Source organism: Shewanella sp. M-Br (assembly GCF_036245925.1).
Taxonomy (GTDB): Bacteria; Pseudomonadota; Gammaproteobacteria; order Enterobacterales; family Shewanellaceae; genus Shewanella; species Shewanella oncorhynchi.
The window spans coordinates 148,025-169,098 of sequence record NZ_BJBV01000003.1; the positions used below are offsets into that span (position 1 = coordinate 148,025).

A 21,074-nucleotide genomic window follows, 5' to 3' on the forward strand; every position below is an offset into this window, starting at 1 on the left:
GCATTTTTGTATTCAAAGCTAATTGAGCTTATTGATATAAAGATTTGTCCGTTGGGTCGGGACGGGTCTTAAAGCGGCGATGTAACCACATATATTGGGCGCGGTTTTTATCTATGATGGATTCGATAATCTTGTTACCGCGAATCGCGTCGGCTAATTCATCTTCGCCGGGGAAATTATCCAGCGGTGGCATCACTTCAATTCGATAGCCTTTATCATCTGTAGTACGTTCCACAAAAAAAGGCAGGACTTTAGCTTTGCCGAGTTTAGCTAACGTGGTGGCACCGGTAATCGTTGCCGCATCTGGCATGGCATAAAATGGGATAAATACCGCACTGGAACGGCCAAAGTCTTGATCGGCCGTGTACCAAATCACATCGGGATTGCGTAGGCAGCGTATCATTTGGCGCAAGTCGCGTTTAGAAACGAGACCTTTATTGGAGCGTAAACGGCCTTTGACCTGCAGGTATTCCATCACAGGATTATTGTGTGGGCGATAAACCCCCACGCCGGGTTGGAATTGGCCGAAGATACGTGCGCCCATTTCCAGCGGCAAACAATGCACGGCAAAGAGGATAACTCCGTGGCCAGCATTTAACGTGTCTTGTACGTGTTCTTCACCTTTGATACTCATGTGCTGCTGCACTTTTTCATCGGGCCACCACCATGCATTGATGGTATCGAAAATGGCTTTGCCCGTTTCTTCAAAGTTACGCGTGAGTAAATCTTCTCGCTGTGTTTCCGTCATTTCAGGGAAACAGAGGGTCAAGTTACGGCGAGCTGTGTGGGTGCGGCCAGCTGCGAATTTCATCACTAAGCGACCCAATCCCTTACCCAGCGTCATCTGCCAAGGAAGCGGTAGAAGCTGAGTTAAACGCATCAAAAATACGCCAAACCACATGGGCCAATGCTTAGGATGATATAAAGAAGATGAAAACTCGGCTTTCTCGACCACAAAAATACTCACTACTTTTGAAAATTACTGCTCATTCTAACTCAATTTTTGCTGAAAATTAGGTACAATCACGGTTTAATTTCTGCATAAAGATAAGAGCACTATGAAGGTTTCTCTGCCAGCATTTGAAAAAGCCAGAGTGTTAGTCGTCGGCGATGTGATGTTAGACCGCTATTGGGTTGGCCCTACGGGACGTATCTCCCCTGAAGCCCCCGTACCTGTGGTGAAGATTAATCAAGTCGAAGACAGACCCGGCGGCGCGGCCAACGTGGCGCTCAATATCGCGACCTTAGGGGGGCAAGTCCAACTTGCCGGGCTCGTCGGTCAAGACGATACTGCCCATGCCCTAACGCTCGGTGTGCAAACTTTAGGGGTTGAACCCCAATGGTTAAGTATTGCTGATAAACCAACCATCACTAAGCTGCGGGTGTTATCACGTAATCAGCAGCTTATCCGCCTCGATTTCGAAGAAGCCTTCGACAAGGCCGATAGCGTGCGTTTATTGAAACAATCCGAGGCCTTACTCGATTCTGTCGATGTCGTGGTGTTGTCCGACTATGCAAAGGGCGCTATCGATCAGCCGCGAGATTTTATTGCATTAGCGCGTTCGAAAGGTGTGATGGTATTAGTCGATCCTAAGGGTAGTGACTTTGGTCGTTATCATGGTGCGTCACTCATTACCCCAAATATGAGCGAGTTTGAAGCTGTTGTTGGCACTGTGACCTCTGAAGCCGACCTGCTGGAAAAAGCCCGTGGTTTACTCAAGCAACATCATTTTGATGCCATTTTAGTCACCCGCTCTGAAAAGGGCATGACCTTAGTGACCGCTAATGCGCCTGAGTTGCACATTCCTACCGTTGCCCGTGAAGTCTATGATGTGACGGGTGCTGGCGATACTGTGATTTCGGCCTTAGCAACCTCATTAGCCGCGGGCGCCGATTTACCGCAGGCTTGCGCAATTGCGAACACCGCCGCAGGCGTTGTGGTCGGTAAACTTGGCACTTCTACCGTGAGCCGCATTGAGCTTATCGAAGCTTTAGCTTTGCACCATGGAGAATCGGGTTTTGGGGTGGTGAGTGAAGATCAACTGGCCTACGCCTTAGAGCAAGCCAAACTACGCGGTGAACGTGTGGTGATGACTAATGGTTGCTTTGATATTTTACATGCGGGCCACGTGAGCTATCTTAAACAGGCGAAAGCTTTGGGCGATCGTTTGATCGTCGCGGTAAACGATGATGCCTCGGTTAAACGCCTCAAGGGTGAAGGCCGTCCAGTTAATCAGGTTGATCGTCGTATGGCTGTGCTCGCTGGCTTAGCTTCTGTTGATTGGGTTGTGCCTTTTAGTGAAGATACGCCGCAGCGCATCATTACTCGATTGCTGCCAAATCTGCTGGTCAAAGGTGGTGATTATAAGCTTGAGGATATTGCTGGTGGCGCTGAAGTGATTGCAGCAGGTGGCCAAGTGCAAGTGCTGGGCTTTGAGGATGGTATTTCAACGACAGCGATTATACAAAATATCATGGCGAATCAGTGAGCTTAGTCGCTCTGGCATTCGCATCTAGCCTGACTTGGACGCCCATTGCCGATAAGCAGGCTTTGATTTGCCCTTTACCTGAGCTTGATACTTGCTTGGCATTATTGCCTAAGCAAGTGTTGGCGCAGCTGCCCGCTACGCTAGATCAATTTAAGCGCGATTTAGGCCGCAGAAGTGCCATGGTCATGCCCGTCGATGACAATAAAATTGCGGGCCTAGTCTTAGTGAATGAGCAGCTGACACCACAAGTACAGTTAGCCAGTGTCGATATGGTGACCTACCAATTACCTTTGCTTGAACAGCCGCAATTAACCCTATGGCATGAGCTCGGTCATTTGGAGAACCTTGCTCTGCAAGGCTCTGTGTTACCGACTCACTTGAGTGCATATCAACATGAATGGCTAGCTGACATTTATTTGGTTTGGCGTATCGCACGGGAGAAAAATGATTTTGCCTTGGCGTGGCAGCAATACCACAGACGCAATCTTGATGCATTAACAAGCCCGCAATACTTGTCACATTGGAGTTCGCCAATGTTGATACAAGTGTTGCATCGATACGATGTTGCTCAAGTGACTAAATTTGCCGAGTATCGGGACTTTTTAACGAATTTTTACCCTAAAGCCGAGCAATTAGAGCCGAGATTATTAGGTGAGTATTCGAGCTTAATGCAACGCACTTTTGGCGCGAGTGTATTGCAACCCCTTCCTGAATATCTATTTTGGCGAAAAGCGGATCTTGGACACTATCTCCAACCGACGTTCGTTTTACTCATGGGCGAAGAAAAAGCACATAACTGGTTGGTACAAAATTCAATGTTATGAATGTGTTAATTAAATCAGTGGTGAAGCCTGTTTTAAACTGAACCCTAGCTGAACAAAAGTGAAATACGCTGGTTACGGCCCAGTGAACAGCAGTAATCCCTGAGCGGCTTTGGTAAGCTTTCCCCCTAAAAATAAGAGGGGAGACATTACTATGGCTAAGCGCTCGCGAGTACAAACTGAGCAAACCATAAATCAAATTATGGATGAAGCGTTAAGACAAATTTTGACTATCGGCTTTGAGACTATGTCTTATACTACGTTATCTGAAGCAACGGGTATTAGTCGCACAGGTATTAGTCACCATTTTCCACGCAAAAGCGATTTTCTTGTTCGTTTAGATAGTCGTATCGGCAATCTATTTGTTGCTGCGCTGGATTTTTCTAGCCAAGAGGCATTGGAAACATCCTGGATGCAGGCAATGCAGGAAGAGCATTACCGCGCAGTATTAAGACTGTTCTTTAGTCTTTGTGGTGGTGCGAATAATGAAATTACCCTCTTTAGAGCGGTGAGTACAGCGCGTCAGCAAGCGATTGCTGAGTTAGGCTTAGCGGGCGATCGCACGATCAACCACCTATTAGGCCGTACAGCTGTGATGTTGCTATCCAATTTTGATGTGGCAAAAGCAGCATAATAGACTGACCAATGAATATAAAAATGGAGCCAGATGGCTCCTTTTTTGTGGGTAAAAATCGTGATTTGTACTGAGGTAAGTCATACCCCAATAGTGTAGGATGACCACTCAATAATGATTTAAGTTAGTGATATTGCCTTGTACTCTTGATTTGACAGGATAAAACATATGGATATGACACCCATCTCTAATGAGGCAGATATGCCTAAACGCACCATTAAGCTTGATAACACTGAGCTTATCAAAACCAGTTTTTGGGTGAGTCAGATTTTTATAATCATTGCGACTGTTGTTGGCGTGTATTTAGCCGCGCAAGAAGGGTTGTCACAGGCAATTAAATTTGATGCCCTGAGCAATATGCAGAATAACTATCATCTGCGTCATGCCCTATATGACGAAGTGAGTGACAATGTTGAAATCTTGAGTCATTACGCTGACACAGTTGAGACTGTGAGTAGTAATAGTTTAGTGAAAATGCATCCGCAGATGGGATTATTTGTCTGGGATAACATGCGCTATTCTGCCAATGCGCTAGAAACACCGAGTGATATTTTGTCTGATATTCGTCGTTTGTATTTAGAGTCTGAGAAGATCATTAGCAATATTGAAACCCGTCACTATAGCGTTTCTTACGGTAAGGATCAGTTGCAAAATGTATTGAGTAAAATCAAAGAAGATACTTTGCCAAAACTCAAAACGAATTATGAAACCCTGTCAAAAGAGCTTAAAGATAACGATATTGCCGTCGACTAACGTATCTTGGCTTAGCTCCCCCCAAACATCAGGGGTCATTCTTATCCCTGATGTTTGAATCCATTGATGAATTCAGTGTTGCTGACAACACCTCTACATGATCTGCTTTAGTCCCCCATTATTTTATGGTACTTAAGCTAATGATGAATTTACCCAGCTTTTATTCGCCTGCATTTGTCATCAAAACCTTGTTGAGTTAGCTTAATTCCTGTCGATAGGCTTGAGTTAATTTTTGCTGTTGTAGATAGATGCGAATAGCCAAGAAGGTTAATGCGGCAGCAATCACGGCACAGATTGCGTGGTGGAAGACTAAGTGACTTATTAGGAATGTGGGCAAGTCTTCAAAGCTGTCGATAAGGAAAAGCTTAGTGATTAAGCCGATATAGACGAGAAGATGCAGAGCCGCGCCAGTGATAAAGAGTCGTTTAAATTTATCAGTCAGTTTGATATCTAACTTGATATTAAACCATCGACAAAATAGGTACCCACTCAGGCCGATGGTAATCGATATCCAGCCAAGCCCGAATAATGAGGTTTTGATTAATACGGCAGACAGGATAAACAGCCCAAGCAACATTTATTATTTCCTTAAACCAGCTTTAGATTTAACTTACTGTTTTAGCTTACATTAAGCATACCAGCATTGTGGGCAGATAAGCCTCGTATCATATTGGCGCAGAGACTAGCTTAATAGGCTTAAAAAAATGTGAAAAGAAAGGGAGCCATTGGCTCCCTTCATTTCTTTAGAATAGTGTTTATCGCCTAAACGATTTCTACTCTGTTGATATTAAATCAAACTCAAAGTGCCTTTAAAATGGCTTCAACACTGGCCTTAGCATCCCCAAACAGCATTTGGGTATTTTCTTTGAAGAACAGTGGGTTTTGCACGCCGGCATAACCTGTGTTCATCGAACGTTTAAAGCCAATCACGTTTTGCGCTTTCCACACTTCCAGCACTGGCATACCTGCGATTGGACTGCCTGGATCTTCCATTGCCGCGGGGTTAACCGTGTCGTTGGCGCCGATAACGAGCACGACATCTGTGTCTTTAAAGTCTTCGTTGATTTCGTCCATTTCGAGCACGATATCGTAGGGGACTTTCGCTTCAGCGAGCAGTACGTTCATATGGCCTGGTAATCGACCAGCAACTGGATGGATACCAAAACGTACTTTCACGCCGCGATCACGTAGTTTTTGAGTGATTTCCGCAACAGGATATTGCGCCTGCGCCACTGCCATACCGTAACCCGGAGTGATGATGACTGAAGTGGCATTTTTCAGCATATCCGCCACATCTTCGGCGTTGGTTTCACGGTATTCACCCATTTCTTCATCGGCAGTCGAGGCCACACCATCTGTGCCAAAGCCGCCCGCGATAACTGAAATAAATGAGCGATTCATGGCCTTACACATGATGTAAGACAGAATAGCACCCGATGAACCCACTAACGCGCCGACCACAATCAAGAGGTCGTTCGACAACATAAAGCCTGCCGCTGCCGCTGCCCAACCTGAGTAGGAGTTCAGCATAGACACAACCACTGGCATATCCGCGCCGCCAATGGATGCCACTAAATGCCAGCCAAAGGCGAAGGCAATCAAGGTCATCAACAGCAGTGCTGGCATAGTGCCGCCTGTCTGTACGAAGTATACCAACAGGGCGAAAGACACTAGCACTGCCACTAGGTTTAGCTTGTGGCGATGTGGCAGCATCAGAGGTTTAGATGAAATCAGTCCGCGTAACTTACAAAAGGCAACGATAGATCCCGTAAAGGTCACCGCACCGATGAAGATCCCGAGGAAGACTTCGACCAAGTGAATGTTAAGCATAGCGCCAGTGAGGTGCTCTTTGCTGGCGGTCTTCACCGCTTCACTTAGTGCATCTTGTACTGCGGCGAGGGTCGTATTGATATCACCACCGACAGCCACCACGACTTGTGATACTTCCTGTGGATGTAAGTCGATAAAGCTGTTGAAACCCACTAATACCGCGGCCATACCCACAAAGCTGTGCAATATAGCAACCAGTTCAGGCATTTCAGTCATTTCGACTTTTAGTGCTAAACGGATACCAATCGCGCCGCCAATCACCATAGCGATTAAGATCCACGCAATGCCGTTAGTATCGGGGTTGAAAATGGTAGCCAGTAGGGCGATTGCCATACCTAAGATACCGAATAAATTGCCGTGTTTTGCCGTCTCTTGCTTCGACAGTCCCGCGAGACTGAAGATGAAGAGAATGGCGGCAATAATGTAAGCTGCTGTTACCAGTCCTTGAGACACGTTAAACCCCCTTAATCCTTACGGAACATCTTCAGCATGCGCTGAGTGACGGTAAAGCCACCGAAGATGTTAATACTGGCGATCAGCACGGCGATAAACGCCAGTACAGTGACCAAAGTTGAACCCTGACCGATTTGCAGTAGGGCGCCGACCACGATAATGCCCGAAATCGCGTTAGTGACTGACATTAAAGGCGTATGCAGTGAGTGGGATACGTTCCATACCACGTAATAGCCAACAACGCAGGACAGCAAGAATACTGTGAAATGCGACAGGAACTCTGGTGGTGCTACCGATGCCACGGCAGCAAATCCTGCAACGCCTAAGGCGGCGAGCACGTATTTGAGCTTAGATGGCGCCTTTGGGGTGGTATTTTTAGGCTCGATTTTCGCCGCTGGTTTTGCTGGCGCCGCAGAAACCGAAATCGGTGGCGGCGGGAAGGTCACTTCACCTTCTTTAATCACTGTCATATTGCGCATGACTACATCGTCAAAGTTGATGCTGGCTGTGCCGTCCTTTTCTTTACACATTAACTTCATCAGGTTGACTAAGTTAGTGCCGTAAAGCTGTGAGGATTGTGCCGGTAGACGACCGGGAAGGTCGGTATAACCAATCACTTTTACGCCGTTAGGAGTAACAAACAGCTCACCCGATTGAGTGTATTCGCAGTTACCACCCGTCGCAGCGGCTAAATCGACGATCACTGAGCCGCTCTTCATGCTATCGACCATTGCTTTGGTGATGAGCTTAGGCGCTGGACGACCAGGGATTAGCGCTGTGGTGATGATGATATCGACTTCTTTGGCTTGTTCGGCAAACAGCGCCATTTCGGCGGCAATAAATTCATCCGACATGGTTTTAGCATAACCGTCCGATGAACCACCTTCCTCGTTACCAAAATCCAGTTTAAGGAATTGGCCGCCCATAGATTCGATTTGCTCGGCCACTTCTAAGCGGGTATCGAAGGCGCGCACTATGGCGCCAAGCGATCCAGCTGTACCAATGGCGGCAAGGCCAGCTACACCAGCACCAATGACTAACACTTTGGCGGGCGGTACTTTACCAGCAGCGGTAATTTGGCCAGTAAAGAAACGGCCAAATTGATGTGCGGCTTCAACAACGGCGCGATATCCACCAATGTTTGCCATAGAGGAGAGGGCATCAAGTGACTGGGCGCGGGAGATGCGTGGCACCATGTCCATTGCCATCACGTTGATCTTACGTTTAGATAACTTCGCAACCAGCTCAGGGTTTTGTGCGGGCCAAATAAAGCTGACGATAGTCGCCCCGTCTTTGATTTGTTCAATTTCGGCGTCGCTTGGCGCATTGACCTTAAAGATCAGATCGGCTTGCCAAACGTTTGTTGTCACCTTCGCGCCCGCAGCTTCAAAGGCTGCATCATCGAAACTTGACAGTTGACCCGCATTGGCCTCAATAACAACTTCAAAGCCGAGTTTTTTAAGCTGCTCAACGGTGGCTGGGGTCGCGGCGACCCTAGTTTCACCGGCGAGACTTTCTCTCGGTATTCCAATCTGCATGACTACTCCCTGATGGTTTATATAATCGTTCCGCCTGCTGTTCTTCCTTCATCGTACTCAACTGCAAAATCTGTCGTCACCAGCGTTTATTCGGCGGGTGATTCGAGTCAGTTAGGGCATTCAATCTAGGATGGACACTTTTTGTTTTTAAAACAAACTATTCTGTGGGCAACAGAAATTATTGTTCGACAGGCTCATGACCATTGTGGCAATACTTTAGCTTGGCACAAGTGCATATTTCTCAAGCAGGCCGTTTCTGCACTGGTCGGATCAAAAACTTTTAACCAGTGCACACTTTTGTAGCTTAAATTTTGCACTTTGTATATTCCAAAATGGAATTAAAAATCCTATTTTATTCTTTTTTGCTTTTCTTAAACCGCGATAAGCTTGTGGACATTACACTGTCATAGGGCCGTCTCATGTTGTTAAAAGAACTTTCATCGCTGGCTTCGCCATTGTCTCAAGGACAAGTCGAGAAGCTAAAACAACTCACTTCTGAGTTAAGTGCTGTGCAATTGGCCTGGGTGAGTGGCTATCTTGCTGCTACAGCTAATGCGGGCCAATTAGCGCCCGTCGCGCAGGCGCAAACGGCTCAAACTGTGACGATTCTCTATGGCAGCCAAACTGGTAATGGCCGTGGTGTCGCCAAAGCGCTCGCCGATAAGGCGCAAGCGCAAGGTTATGCGGTCAATCTGGCTTCAATGGGCGAATACAATGTTCGCCAATTAAAGCAAGAAGCTGTGCTTTTATTGGTGGTCAGCACCCATGGTGAAGGTGAAGCGCCGGATGATGCGATTGAATTACACAAGTTTTTAGCATCGAAACGTGCCCCTAAGTTAGACAATCTACATTACTCTGTGCTTGCGCTGGGGGATTCTAGCTATGAATTTTTCTGCCAAACCGGTAAAGACTTCGATGCCCGCCTAGCAGCACTCGGTGCTAAATCACTGTTACCTTTAATTGAATGTGATGTGGATTATGAAGCTGCCGCTGGCCAGTGGCACGCCGATGTATTAGAGGCCGTTAAGCCGCTAATCGAAACCTCGTCCGCCAGTGTGGTATCCATCGGCACCGCTAAAGCGATTGGCGAAAGTGAATTTACTAAGCAAAACCCCTATAGCGCCGAAGTGCTTGTGAGCCAAAAAATTACCGGCCGTGGATCAGACCGAGATGTGCGCCATGTTGAAATCGACCTTGGCGACTCAGGCTTAACCTATCAAGCGGGTGATGCCCTTGGTGTGTGGTTTAGTAATAACGAAGTCTTAGTCGATGAAGTCTTAGCGGGTTTGTCATTAGCCGCCGATGAGTTAGTCACCCTTGGTACTGAATCCTTGTCCCTTAAGCAGGCTTTGGTTGATAAGAAAGAATTGACTCAGTTATACCCTGGATTAGTCAAAGCATGGGCCGAATTGAGCGGCAGCGCAGAACTGCTGGCATTGAGCGAAGATAAAGAACAAGTGCGCCACTTTATCCTTAAGCATCAATTTGCCGATTTAGTTACTCAGTATCCATTATCAAATAACTCAGTAACCTTAAATGCAGCAAAACTGCTTGAGCTACTGCGTCCATTAACGCCAAGACTTTACTCTATCGCCTCAAGTCAAAGCGAAGTTGAAACAGAAGTCCACTTAACTGTGGCCTTAGTGGAAGATGAGCGCCATGGCTCAGCACGTTTTGGCGGTGCGTCACACTTCTTAGCCTCTGCGCAGGAAGGCACGCAAGTTAAGGTTTATGTTGAGTCGAACAAGCATTTCCGTTTACCTGAAAATCCAGAAACACCGGTGATCATGGTGGGTCCTGGTACCGGTGTTGCGCCCTTCCGTGCCTTTATGCAGGAGCGCGTAGCCCAAGGTATTCAAGGCGATAGCTGGTTATTCTTCGGCAATCCACACTTTGAGCAGGATTTCTTGTATCAAACTGAGTGGCAACAGTATTTGAAAAATGGCGATCTCAGCCGTATCGATGTAGCGTTCTCCCGCGATCAAGCCCATAAGATTTATGTGCAGCACCGCATTAAAGAGCAAGGCCAAGCCCTGTGGCAATGGTTGCAAAATGGCGCGCATCTTTATATTTGTGGTGATGCTGAACGTATGGCGAAAGATGTTCACCAAGCCTTGATTGAGGTGGCAGTCGAAGTCGGTGGTTTGAATACCGAAGCTGCCGAAGCCTATTTTGAAACCCTGCGCAGCGATAAACGTTACCAAAAAGACGTGTATTAATCTCAACCGTTACGCAGATAAGAAACGCATAAGAATAGCTAAAGCTGCACACGTGATGACCTGTGCAGCCAGCGAACCCAATTTTAAGAGGCAGTTGCCATGAGTGAGCAAAAGTTAGCGTTAAACGAATACCTAAAGACCGACAGTGATTACCTGCGCGGGACCATCAAAGAAGGTTTAGATTCTTCCGTGACTGGCAGTTTCAGTGACGGCGATCAGCAGCTGATCAAATTTCATGGCTTCTATCAGCAGGATGACCGCGATTTACGTAACGAACGTAAAGAGCAAAAACTCGAACCTTTATATAGTTTTATGTTGCGCGCCCGTGTACCTGGCGGTATTTGTTCTCCACAGCAATGGTTAGGCGTGGACAAAATTGCGTCTACCTTAACCAGCTCAAACAGCATTCGTTTGACGACCCGTCAAACCTTCCAATACCACGGTATTCCTAAGCGTAACTTGAAGACCATTATTCAAGACTTAGATCGTGAAGCGCTGGATTCGATTGCCGCTTGTGGTGACGTTAACCGTAACGTGATGTGTAATCCTAATCCGGTGGAATCGAAACTGCACGAGCAAGCCTATGCGGTGGCGAAACAACTGTCTGATCATCTGTTGCCACATACTCGTGCTTATGCCGAAATTTGGTTAGATGAAGAAAAGTTACTCTCGACCGAAGATGAAACCGTCGAACCTGTGTATGGCAAAACCTATCTGCCACGTAAGTTCAAAATGGCGGTTGCGGTTCCTCCAGATAACGATGTTGACGTTTACACCAACGATTTAGGCTTTATTGCTGTTGCCGAAAATGGCGAGCTAGTTGGCTTTAACTTAACGGCTGGCGGCGGCATGGGCTCGACCCACGGCGAAGTGGAAACCTTTCCACGCCTAGCAGACGACTTTGGTTTTATCAAAACTGAAGACGTGATGAAGTTTGCCGAAGCTGTGATGACTGTGCAACGTGACTGGGGCAATCGCTCTAATCGTAAGCGCTCGCGCCTTAAATACACAATCGTTGACCACGGCTATGAGAAATTTAAAGCCGAAGTTGAAGTACGTGCTGGGGTGAAATTTGAACCTAAACGTGATGTAGTGATTGGCGATCGCGGCGATCGTTATGGTTGGGTCGAAGGCGTTGACGGTAAGTGGCATTTAACCTTATTTATCGAAAGCGGTCGTATTAAAGATTTACCGGGCCAAACCCTGCAAACGGGGCTGCGTGAAATTGCTAAGATCCACAAGGGCGATTTCCGCATGACCTCGAATCAAAACATGATCATCGCAGGCGTCGCAGCTGAAGATAAAGCCACCATTGAAGGTTTAGCCCGTAAACATGGTCTGCTGGGCCAAGTGTTGACGCAAACCCGCGGTCACTCGATTGCCTGTGTGGCGTTGCCGACATGCCCATTAGCGATGGCGGAAGCCGAGCGTTATTTCCCTGAGTTTATCGATCATATCGATGCGCTGCAGGCAAAACACGGCATCAGCGAGCAAGCAATTGTCGTGCGGATGACGGGTTGTCCTAACGGTTGTGCTCGCCCATTTGCCGCTGAAATTGGGCTTGTGGGTAAGGCGCCGGGTCGCTATAACTTGTACTTAGGTGCAAGTTTTGAAGGGACTCGTTTGAACAAAATGCACAGAGAAAATATCCAAGAGGCGGACATTCTCGCCGAATTGGATGCCCTGTTTGGCCGCTACGCCGTAGAGCGTGATGCAGGCGAAACCTTTGGTAACTTCACAGTCCGCGTGGGTGTAGTGAAGGCGGTGATCGATGCCGCTAAGGATTTTCATGGCTGATCTTGAGCAAAAAACCAGTGATAAAGTGCCGACTGTGGTCAGCGCTGCCGAACTCAAGGCATTATTGAGTGCGCCTAAGGCAGAGCAAGTGATAGAGCTTGAGCGCATTAATCAGTTCTTAGGGGGATTAAGCGCGCAAGAGCGAGTGCTATGGGGCTTAACTTATTTGCCCGGTAATCATGCGCTGTCCTCAAGCTTTGGGATCCAAGCCGCTGTAATGCTGCATATGGTGAGTCAGGCACAGGCGAATATTCCGGTTATTCTGACGGATACGGGTTATTTATTTCCTGAGACTTATCAGTTTATCGACGAACTGACAGAGCGTTTATCACTGAATTTAAAAGTGTACCAAGCAGTGATGACATCGGCATGGCAAGAGGCGCGCTTTGGCCAGTTGTGGGAGCAAGGGGTAAACGGGCTAGAGCAATACAACCGGTTAAACAAAGTTGAGCCTATGCAACGTGCTTTAGCCGAGCTTGAGGTCGGCACTTGGTTTGCAGGGCTTAGACGCAGCCAAGCCAGTACCCGTGAGGCGTTGCCGATACTGGCGATTCATGGCACGCGCTTTAAGCTACTGCCAATTATCGAGTGGTCGAATAAAGATGTTCACCTCTATCTGACGCAATTTGACTTGCCGTACCATCCACTTTGGGACCAAGGCTATGTTTCTGTGGGGGATACCCATTCGAGTAAACCACTCGAATTAGGGATGACAGAGGAAGAAACTCGCTTTAATGGCCTACAACGTGAGTGTGGTCTGCACTACGAAATCTAGTCATTTTATTGATTTTAAATATTAAACGCCTCAACTTAGTTTGGGGCGTTTTTTTATCATTTTAAGATAAGTGGGATTGAATTTAATACTCTGGACTGTCGAGGAAGCTAAGTGATGTCATTTAAGCGTCATTTAACTAAGATAGATTGATATTCATAGAGTTAGTTTGCATTCATTTTTAAATGCTAAAAATGTTGTACATTTTTACTCACAGAGTTATGCACATTGGTTAAGCCTGCGCTATATTTTGAAGTTCCCGTAGATGGTTTTGAAGCGTTTTACTGCGTTAATTGACATGATTCATGTCTTTTATGAGGTTAAGTTGTTGTATATCGGTATTTATGGGCTGGGTTTGCTGTGTATCGATATGGCTTAATTGGATGCAGTGAAAGCGTTGAAAACCTGACTCGCACCTGCGAGTATCAAGCTGTTTGATTGACTTGCTAGCTCTCGTTAATCAGCCATCATTACCTCGGTCAGCTGTCGTCAAAGCTGCCGAGGTCAAGTTAAGTCGACCCCAGTCAATCTCCAATAGTGATTTGTTCTTGTTATGGTTATTTCTCAACCTATCTTTGATTATCGAGTAAGATATCCTTGGTGTTTCCTTTATTCTCGTAGCATGATCAGCTTGCAACTCGCGTAAAGCTTTAGAATATTTTCTGTAAGCCTAGGTTGCCCCAAAGAATCCTTGCAATGGCTTGACTGGATAGATGAGAAACAAGAAATGAGAGTGTGTGGATGAGATGGTATAAATGACGGCCCCTTTATATGCGATGCGAGATCATGTCAGGCGTCCAAGTGTTAATAAGTCGAGTGACCCAGCACCTCAGAGACGAAAGCGTGGTTTTCGTCGTTTATTGTCTTGGTTATTTAAGGGATTAGTTTGGGCATTTATTTGCTCAATTTTATTAGTGATCCTACTACGATTCGTCGATCCTCCTATGTGGACTTGGCGTATCGAGCGTGCCTTATTTCCACCTGCACCTATCGGTGAGATCAGGCATCAATGGCGCGATTTAGCGCAAATTTCTCCCGAATTACAATTGGCTGTGATTGCTGCGGAAGATCAACGTTTTGTTGAGCATACTGGATTCGATTTAGCCGCGATAAGTTCGGCACTGAAATACAACCAAAAAGGCACTAAAGTCCGTGGGGCAAGTACCTTAAGTCAGCAGGCGGCGAAAAACCTTTTTATGTGGTCGAGTCGCAGTTTCTTTCGTAAGGGATTGGAAGCTTGGTTTACGTTATTGATGGAGTTGACTTGGGATAAGTCGCGTATTCTTGAAGTGTATTTAAATATTGTAGAATTTGGCCCAGGCATTTATGGCGCCGAAGCGGCATCAAAGCATTATTTTGGAAAGTCAGCGGCAAAACTTACCCAATACGAGGCCTCATTACTCGCAGCCATTTTACCCAATCCTTGGCGCTATAAGGTGTCTCCACCGTCATCCTATGTGCAGCAGCGCTCAGCTTGGATCCGTAAGCAAATGCGTCAGCTAGGTGACGTCACGCTTAAAAAAGTCCACGAAGCACGATGACGCTCTGGTGAGTTAGTTTGAGTGAGATGAGCTTAATTTGTCATTGAGTTCTTTGCTTAATCGTCGATGACTTTGAGATGTTTTATTACCGAATTGAAATAAGATTGGAGTTATGTTTAATAAACGTTAATTCTAATGCGTTTTTAATGCTGCGAACTCCTATCCTGTTCGCTTCTGTGTCGGTTTAATGTTAAATTATCGGGAAAATTTTATACCTTAGTTTCGCTTAGCCTAAGCATTTTAAACTGGGTTTGTATTGCGTAGGGCTGAGTCGTTGCGTTTTCTGATTTTGCATTATCTGCATAAGGGATATGTAAGAGCGGATAAATATTTAAATACCTAAGGTGAGTTCTTTAGGTATTGTTTTCATAAAATTGAATGTCATTAAATGGAGTTTCTTAAATGAAAAAGATTGTGATTGCCGCGGCAATTATTGCAGCAGGTGCTGGTGGTTATTGGTATATGCAGAATGGCGCGGGTTCTAGTGCCTCTGCTAATCCTTTGCTCGACTATGTGCCTGCCGATACGCCGATATTTTCGGGCCAGTTAAAACCCTTCCCGTTAAAAGCGTATTTACAGTCTATTTCTGGAAATTATCAGCAATATCCAAGTAATACGCTTGATGAACTCGGTGTGCAGGATAGCCCTATGGGCAAGTTCTTCGTTAGCATTTATCAGCAGTATATGGATGGGATGAAAGATCCTGCCTTACTGTTAAAAACCTTCGGTTTCCCCGATGAAGTTAAACCTTATATTTATACTTTAGGTGCTTTGCCAGTATTAAAGATTGATGTTAATCAGGCTGAAGCATTTTGGGCTGTATTAGATAAAGCCGAAAAAGATAGTGGTGTAACCCACGAAATGCGTAAAGTGGGCGATGTTGATTATCGCGCTTATGCACTATCGGATGAAAGCTCAGCAGAGAAAGCTGAACTGTTATTTGCCCAGAAAGATGGCATATTAACGATGACTTTCAGCACCTCTATTACCGAGCCTGAGTTATTAGAAATGGCATTTGGTATTAAGAAGGCGCCGCAGTCATTAGCCGCTTCTGGCATATTAGAAGATATTATTAAGACCCATGGTTTTAAAGATGACAGCATTAGCTTTATTAACCATGTGGAAATTGTAAAGGCATTGACCTCTGCAGATAGCAATATGCTAGCTAAGCAACTGACTCAATTTTTTGCTGATGAAAGTGAGGGGGAAGACCCATTAGCTCAAATCAGAACACCAGAATGTCGTACCGAACTGACTGCGATTGCCGCTAACTGGCCGCGTACCGTTGCTGGTTTAACGGCGTTTTCTGTGACAGAAAAAGAAAGCCATATGGCGGCTTCATTTGTTGTCGAAACGAAGAATCAACCTATTCTTGCGGCAATGCAAAAGATGCGTGGTTTTATTCCATCGCATCTGGCGGATATCGACAGCACTATCTTCTCCATGGGTATAGGTTTAGATATCAATGAAATTACCCCTTCATTAACGGCTATTTGGGATGATCTGCAAAAGCCACAACTGACCTGTGCACCATTGGCAGAGTTGCAGGCTGAGTTGAGCCAACAGAGCCCAGCTATGCTAGGCATGTTTACTGGCATGGCTAACGGCGTGAAAGGCATGAGCGTTTCATTGCTCGATTTTAAAATGAGCACACAAGATCAAGAGCCTAAGTTAGAAAGTTTAGATGCTTTAGTCAGCCTCAGCGCCGAAAACCCATCCATGTTGTTTAATATGGTGAAACCTTTCGCCCCTATGCTGGCTGAAGTGCAATTAGCCGATAACGGCGATGCTACTGATTTATCTCCAATATTGATGTTGCCTCCAGAGTTAGGTGTTAAGCCAATGCTGGCGATTAAAGGTCAACATTTAGTGGTGTATAGCGGTGATAAAGGCTTAGCTTTAGCCAACAAATTAGCAGGCGAGAAACTGTCAGCGAATGGCATGTACAGCTTGTCTGCTGATTACGGCAAGATGTTTACGCCAGTGCTAACACTGTTAGAAATGAGCGGTGAGCCGATCCCTGAAGAAATGCAAATGCTTAAAGATTACAACATGCGAGTTCAAATGAGCTTCGATGTGAATAAGCAAGGCTTGGTCATAGGTTCAGTCGCCAATTCTAAAGCGACTGAAAAGAAGTAATGCGTTAGTAAACTCATATTTGTTTGAAATGAGCCAGCAGATTGCTGGCTCTTTTTTTGGCTTAATTTAGCTTAGCTTGAGCCAACTTAGTGTGCTGTGCTGGCAGAACAAGTTGCGCTTTGGGCTTGGCGGAGCGCATTAAACTAACGAGCCCTTGCCATTGAATATCACTGTTCTGAGGGAGCAAAATATCCGGTTCAGTCCCGATACCGGACAGGAGTCTCCCCTGTGCATCATAGGTTAACGAACTGCTGAATCTTATGTTTAATCCACTGTTTGGCAGTTTGAAATGATACTGACGTGCAAAGTCGCCTGAGGTTTTTTCACCAATCAAATTTGCCCTAGACCAAGATTTAGTACGATAGGCAATCCACTCGCATTCTTGGCGACAATGGGGACTCACGAGTAGCGCTAAGCGATTTCGCCCTTCAGGAGCCACCGCAGGCTTAGTGCGAACATACCAAGGGCTGAATTTCTCTTTATCGACAGAGGGTAAGTTACGGGTGAGAGATTTGAGCCTAGGAGGACTGTACTCTAACGCATCCAGAGGCATAAAATTGAGCGGCTGTAGATAATCATTTCTCAGCTCTGGTGAGCGGCGATAGTGCGCAAATCCCATCACGTTAGGTGTTAAAGTGTTATTTAAATCCGCATCTTGATATCGCGACAGCATAGTCAATAATTTCGGACTAAAGCCACTGGTATCACGTAAATCAATGATTAGTAAGGGATGTGTCATGCCTTTGAGCAGTTCTTGCTGTTGTTCTTTATCTAATTCAAAGGCGTAGAGATCGCTGATCTTAAGTTTGACCGTCGTATTGTTGACCGTCTCTAATTGATTTGGCATGTCTTGAAATTCGGTGCGCTCAAATTGAGATAATTGGTTAATAAATTCGAGCACATTAATATCTTGAGTCTCGTCTTTTTCACTGATAGTTGCTAATTGAACTTGCGGTTTATGGCTTGGCAGGGCGAGAGTCACCTGCTGGCTTTGCAGATCATCATTAATTAGCGTAATGACCACATAGGGCTTGATGCTAAGTCCTAAGTCTTCGCGCAGTAGGTTAAGTTTTTTCAGCCAAGGTAACTGCATTTCTTGGCTCTGTTTTGCCGGCTCAGGTAAGTAGGCTTGGCTGGTCGCTACCCATTTGCTCATAGGTAAACCATCGATATGAGTGATAAAGGGGAAGTCGTTGTTGACTGGATTATTATCGTTATCCAAGGCTAACCATTGGTCGTTGACTGGCCTTAGCGTTAACGGGAGATCGCCGCTTTGATCATCGAAGTTATGCACTTGAGCGCCTGGATCTTTGAGGGTATTGAGTAATTTAGTGACTTCAGCAGCAAAGCGATCATTGGGAGTAATATCTTGATACTGTTCAACAATAAGGCTAGCCATAAATTTAAGCTGCGGGTTGGCTTTGTCGGCCGTTAAGGCATAAAACGCTGAGTGTTGCTCGATTTGATCCAATAAGGCATAGAGATCTTGGCGTACCTCTTGTGCATTCAGCACTGGTGCAGCGCTATCTTTTGGCACAGCGAAAAACGCGAGCTTAAGTAAGCTCGCGAAAATAATGACACTGAGTAGCATGACTATGCTGCGGTAGCTAAAACTCATATTCCTCCATGATGTTAAGGCGCTGCTTCAGGGCACAAAAAGGTGTGCGACTATCGGCTTAAATGCCATTCGGATCAATGTAAATCGTCCTGCTCTGCCCTAAACTCAGGTCCATCTGAGCAATTTAGCAGCAGGTTTGGTAGATTAGCAGCAAATTATGGTCGATTTTTGTACTTAGTCACTTTATATACCCAAACAATCTTAAATAGCGGGATCAAGTGGGTATATCTTTCTTAAAGAATATCGTTGAGTGAAATTCCGATACCAATACGTTGATTGTGATAGTTGTAATCGATTAGGCTTTCGCCATAACCATTAAAGTATTGAGTATAAAAGCGTAAGTTGCCGACGATAGGATGACTCCAAGTCAGTTCTGCTGAGCCTCTGTCGATATCTTCTAGATTCGTTTTAACGGTTAAAGTGAATCTATGTTCATCTATACCATAAACGCCAATAAACTCTGCTTTACCTATATAGTCATCAATATTAGGGTTATCGTCGCCGCTGGCTTTATATGGATCTGTCTTTTCATCTTCAGGAATACGCCACCACACTTTGGTGGAGAAGGCGAGTGGGCCTGCATCAAAAATCATAGTGGCATAGAGTCGATTCCAACTGCGGGAAAGTGGCCCTGCTTTACCATTCGATTGATGTACGGCACCAAATCCCCAAAAGGAATTGGTCACACTCCCAATTTTCCAATCGTTATTAAACAGCATAAAGACTTCAGGCTCGTGATTGGTTTCCCTAAAAGGCGATGAAGTGTCTTTGTTATAAACCTGCCAATAGGATTGATTGGTGTAAGCAAAAAATAAATGGCCATTATCACCAAACACATTGTACCAAATAGGAAATTTAAAACTGATTTGGAACTTAGCCTCAAACTCATCTAAAGAATAGGGGTTGAGTATTGCATCTTCGGTGAAAGGTGCCATGTTGGGATCTGGGCTGTAGGTGACTGGTAAAAGGTAATTCACTTTATGTGGCGTAATCACAAAAGGTAGATCCGCCGTGGCAAGTTCATCTTTTACTCTTCCTTTTACTAATGATTCTTCGGCATTTATGTCCGTACAGGCTAATAGCCCTGCCAATGCAATACCTGAGTAAAGTGGTTTCATCTGCCCTCCTTGATGTGTTTATTTATTTGTCAGTCGTACTCAACAAAGATAGTTATTTCCAGCTTAACATTAGAAAGTGAATTTATGGTTATGGAAAAATCCTGTGTCACTTAATGACAAATCTTGTAGTCAGCCATTTTTAGTCCCATAGAGACATGTTTAGGTAGAATTTTTGGCAATAACATAGTGCCAAAATCGTGCACTTAGCGGACAGAAATTAATTTGATGCAATTAGCTTAATCTTATTAAGTCACTTTTATTTCAATAGGTTAACCTGGATTTAGCGCATTTTTGATTTTGAAACCTAAGGTTTTCCCCACTTTAAGTGAGTGATCCCTCATTCTTTTATATCTAAATGATATAAAAACTAATTATTATCTATTTATTATGGAATATAAGACGCGCTATATTTCTACAGACTAAAGTGATCTTGGGGATTCTGATGGAAATTTTCTCTTTACCGGGCCAAGCGGCCAAAGGCAAAGTCTGGCTGGTGGGTGCAGGTCCCGGCGACGTTGAGTTGTTGACGTTAAAGGCATGGCGCATCCTTAAAACTGCTGATGCAGTGCTATATGACGCTTTAGTCAGCCAAGATATCCTCGATCTTATTCCCAAAGACGCTGAGAAGATTGCCGTAGGTAAACGTGCGGGCAAGCATAGCGCCGCACAGGACGAGATTAATCAGTTACTCGTCACTAAAGCCTACACCCGTAAAAATGTGGTGCGCCTTAAAGGTGGCGATCCTTTTATTTTTGGCCGCGGGGGCGAAGAGTTACAAACTTTAGTCGAAGCTGGGGTTGAGTTTGAAGTCGTTCCCGGCATTACCGCTGCCAGCGGCACGTCAGCCTATGCGGGAATTCCCCTAACCCACAGAGACCATGCCCAAGGCGTCACTTTTATCACTGGCCATTGTCAGTTAGAGAGTCGCCCTATGGATTGGCAAGGTTATGCTAATCCTAACAATACCTTAGTCGTGTATATGGGGGTTCTGAACGCAGGCATTATTCGCCAAGGTCTAGTCGATGCGGGCCGAAGCCCTGAAACGCCTGTGGCGATAGTGTCAAAGGCAACCACTAAAGAGCAACGTCGTTTTATCGGCCGTTTAGGTGAGCTTGAACAGCTTGCCGCCGATCCAGAATTACAAATGCCAGCTTTGATGATCATAGGTGAAGTCGTCACGCTGAGTGACACCTTGCATTGGTTCAAACCTGAAGCGATTGAATCGACTCAGGTCAGCGATGAACAGACTCAATCGGTTAGAGTCTCGGCCGTCGCGTCGATAAGCTAAGCCGCAAACAGTTAAAGCTATTAAGCAGTTAAACAAATTAAGCTAATCCATGCTGTGGTAACAC

Annotated in this window: 16 protein-coding genes; 10 read left to right on the forward strand and 6 right to left on the reverse strand. The window is 45.6% G+C overall.

Features of this window, described 5'->3' with window-relative positions:
* Positions 1 to 28 precede the first annotated feature (28 nt).
* The gene (locus tag AAA952_RS03615; RefSeq protein WP_338254488.1) at positions 29 to 955 is read right to left on the reverse strand and encodes an LpxL/LpxP family Kdo(2)-lipid IV(A) lauroyl/palmitoleoyl acyltransferase; all 927 of its coding nucleotides are present in this window, start codon (positions 953 to 955) and stop codon (positions 29 to 31) included.
* Between the two features lie 103 nt (positions 956 to 1,058).
* Here AAA952_RS03615 and hldE point away from each other — a divergent pair, with 103 nt between their 5' ends.
* The 4 genes from hldE to AAA952_RS03635 all read left to right on the forward strand — a co-directional run bounded on the left by hldE (position 1,059) and on the right by AAA952_RS03635 (position 4,697).
* Positions 1,059 to 2,489: a bifunctional D-glycero-beta-D-manno-heptose-7-phosphate kinase/D-glycero-beta-D-manno-heptose 1-phosphate adenylyltransferase HldE gene (hldE, locus tag AAA952_RS03620; RefSeq protein ID WP_028761811.1), complete on the forward strand. Its 1,431-nt coding sequence runs from the start codon at positions 1,059 to 1,061 to the stop codon at positions 2,487 to 2,489.
* Positions 2,486 to 3,313, forward strand: a complete 828-nt coding sequence (locus tag AAA952_RS03625) for a hypothetical protein (protein ID WP_338254493.1) — start codon at positions 2,486 to 2,488, stop codon at positions 3,311 to 3,313. Before hldE ends, AAA952_RS03625 begins: the two co-directional genes overlap by 4 nt.
* 151 nt (positions 3,314 to 3,464) lie before the next feature.
* The gene (locus AAA952_RS03630; RefSeq protein WP_006082899.1) at positions 3,465 to 3,944 is read left to right on the forward strand and encodes a TetR family transcriptional regulator; all 480 of its coding nucleotides are present in this window, start codon (positions 3,465 to 3,467) and stop codon (positions 3,942 to 3,944) included.
* Between the two features lie 168 nt (positions 3,945 to 4,112).
* On the forward strand, positions 4,113 to 4,697 hold the full coding sequence (locus AAA952_RS03635) for a hypothetical protein (RefSeq protein WP_131524277.1): 585 nt from the start codon (positions 4,113 to 4,115) through the stop codon (positions 4,695 to 4,697).
* A 196-nt stretch (positions 4,698 to 4,893) separates the two neighbouring features.
* Here AAA952_RS03635 and AAA952_RS03640 read toward each other — a convergent pair whose 3' ends face one another.
* From AAA952_RS03640 to AAA952_RS03650, 3 genes are all read right to left on the reverse strand, one after another.
* Complete coding sequence (locus AAA952_RS03640; protein WP_338254500.1) at positions 4,894 to 5,274, reverse strand: hypothetical protein; 381 nt, start codon at positions 5,272 to 5,274, stop codon at positions 4,894 to 4,896.
* Positions 5,275 to 5,495: 221 nt separating this feature from the next.
* Positions 5,496 to 6,980, reverse strand: a complete 1,485-nt coding sequence (gene pntB, locus AAA952_RS03645) for a Re/Si-specific NAD(P)(+) transhydrogenase subunit beta (protein WP_105251576.1) — start codon at positions 6,978 to 6,980, stop codon at positions 5,496 to 5,498.
* Positions 6,981 to 6,991: 11 nt separating this feature from the next.
* Positions 6,992 to 8,518 (reverse strand): Re/Si-specific NAD(P)(+) transhydrogenase subunit alpha, encoded by a 1,527-nt coding sequence (locus AAA952_RS03650; protein ID WP_105251577.1) that lies wholly within the window; start codon positions 8,516 to 8,518, stop codon positions 6,992 to 6,994.
* A gap of 419 nt (positions 8,519 to 8,937) precedes the next feature.
* Here AAA952_RS03650 and AAA952_RS03655 point away from each other — a divergent pair, with 419 nt between their 5' ends.
* From AAA952_RS03655 to AAA952_RS03675, 5 genes are all read left to right on the forward strand, one after another.
* Positions 8,938 to 10,737, forward strand: a complete 1,800-nt coding sequence (locus tag AAA952_RS03655; protein ID WP_338254503.1) for an assimilatory sulfite reductase (NADPH) flavoprotein subunit — start codon at positions 8,938 to 8,940, stop codon at positions 10,735 to 10,737.
* A 99-nt stretch (positions 10,738 to 10,836) separates the two neighbouring features.
* Entirely contained in the window at positions 10,837 to 12,534 is a 1,698-nt protein-coding gene (gene cysI, locus AAA952_RS03660; protein ID WP_263168322.1) for an assimilatory sulfite reductase (NADPH) hemoprotein subunit, read from the forward strand.
* Positions 12,527 to 13,309 carry a phosphoadenylyl-sulfate reductase gene (locus AAA952_RS03665; protein ID WP_263168321.1) on the forward strand — a complete coding sequence of 261 codons (783 nt, stop codon included), beginning with the start codon at positions 12,527 to 12,529 and terminating at the stop codon, positions 13,307 to 13,309. Before cysI ends, AAA952_RS03665 begins: the two co-directional genes overlap by 8 nt.
* 752 nt (positions 13,310 to 14,061) lie before the next feature.
* Entirely contained in the window at positions 14,062 to 14,847 is a 786-nt protein-coding gene (gene mtgA, locus AAA952_RS03670; protein WP_105251581.1) for a monofunctional biosynthetic peptidoglycan transglycosylase, read from the forward strand.
* Positions 14,848 to 15,249: 402 nt separating this feature from the next.
* Positions 15,250 to 16,986, forward strand: a complete 1,737-nt coding sequence (locus tag AAA952_RS03675; RefSeq protein ID WP_173496778.1) for a hypothetical protein — start codon at positions 15,250 to 15,252, stop codon at positions 16,984 to 16,986.
* Between the two features lie 61 nt (positions 16,987 to 17,047).
* Here the strand turns inward: AAA952_RS03675 and AAA952_RS03680 are convergent, their stop codons facing one another.
* Together AAA952_RS03680 and AAA952_RS03685 are read right to left on the reverse strand one after the other, a co-directional pair.
* Positions 17,048 to 18,604: a S41 family peptidase gene (locus AAA952_RS03680; protein WP_113939008.1), complete on the reverse strand. Its 1,557-nt coding sequence runs from the start codon at positions 18,602 to 18,604 to the stop codon at positions 17,048 to 17,050.
* Positions 18,605 to 18,837: 233 nt separating this feature from the next.
* Positions 18,838 to 19,722: a phospholipase A gene (locus AAA952_RS03685; protein WP_113939007.1), complete on the reverse strand. Its 885-nt coding sequence runs from the start codon at positions 19,720 to 19,722 to the stop codon at positions 18,838 to 18,840.
* Positions 19,723 to 20,164: 442 nt separating this feature from the next.
* On the opposite strand from AAA952_RS03685, the gene cobA reads away from it, so the two are divergent.
* Positions 20,165 to 21,010, forward strand: a complete 846-nt coding sequence (cobA, locus tag AAA952_RS03690; RefSeq protein ID WP_263168315.1) for a uroporphyrinogen-III C-methyltransferase — start codon at positions 20,165 to 20,167, stop codon at positions 21,008 to 21,010.
* The last annotated feature ends 64 nt before the right edge of the window (positions 21,011 to 21,074 follow it).